Annotated in this window: 1 protein-coding gene; it reads right to left on the bottom strand. The window is 41.2% G+C overall.

The genetic code is table 11. The annotated features are described in order from the left end of the window. On the bottom strand, positions 1 to 353 hold a 353-nt coding region (locus tag G8O24_RS47415; protein ID WP_497717878.1), incomplete at its 3' end, for a hypothetical protein. Positions 354 to 386 lie beyond the last annotated feature (33 nt).

Below are 386 nucleotides of genomic sequence, written 5' to 3'. Positions count from 1 at the left end.
TCTGCGAACTGTTCAGTCAAAATGTCAAGTAATATTGGGTCTACTTTGCGTTTCATTTGCAACATCTTCAAATATTGGTTCCGTTGTTGCAATATTCGCTGGCATTCACTTAGATTATGCAAATAAATCGGCTGCATTTGTCCAATTTCCATATTCAAAAACCGACGTCTTATTCCTGGAGCGCCTTTCACAAGCGATAAATCCTCTGGGGCAAAAATAACCACATTCAAGTTACCGACATAGTGGCTAAGTTTCTTTTGTTCCAAATTTTTTACTTTAGCTCGCTTGCCTTTTTGGGTGATAGCAAGCTCTAAAGGCACTGATTGCCAGTGCTTTGCTATGCGACCGTCCATCTTTGCTCTGGCTCTTATACACCTCTCCGAGCT

The organism is Bradyrhizobium campsiandrae (assembly GCF_014529705.1).
Taxonomy (GTDB): Bacteria; Pseudomonadota; Alphaproteobacteria; order Rhizobiales; family Xanthobacteraceae; genus Bradyrhizobium; species Bradyrhizobium campsiandrae.
This window is presented reverse-complemented; position numbering and strand designations above follow the sequence as displayed.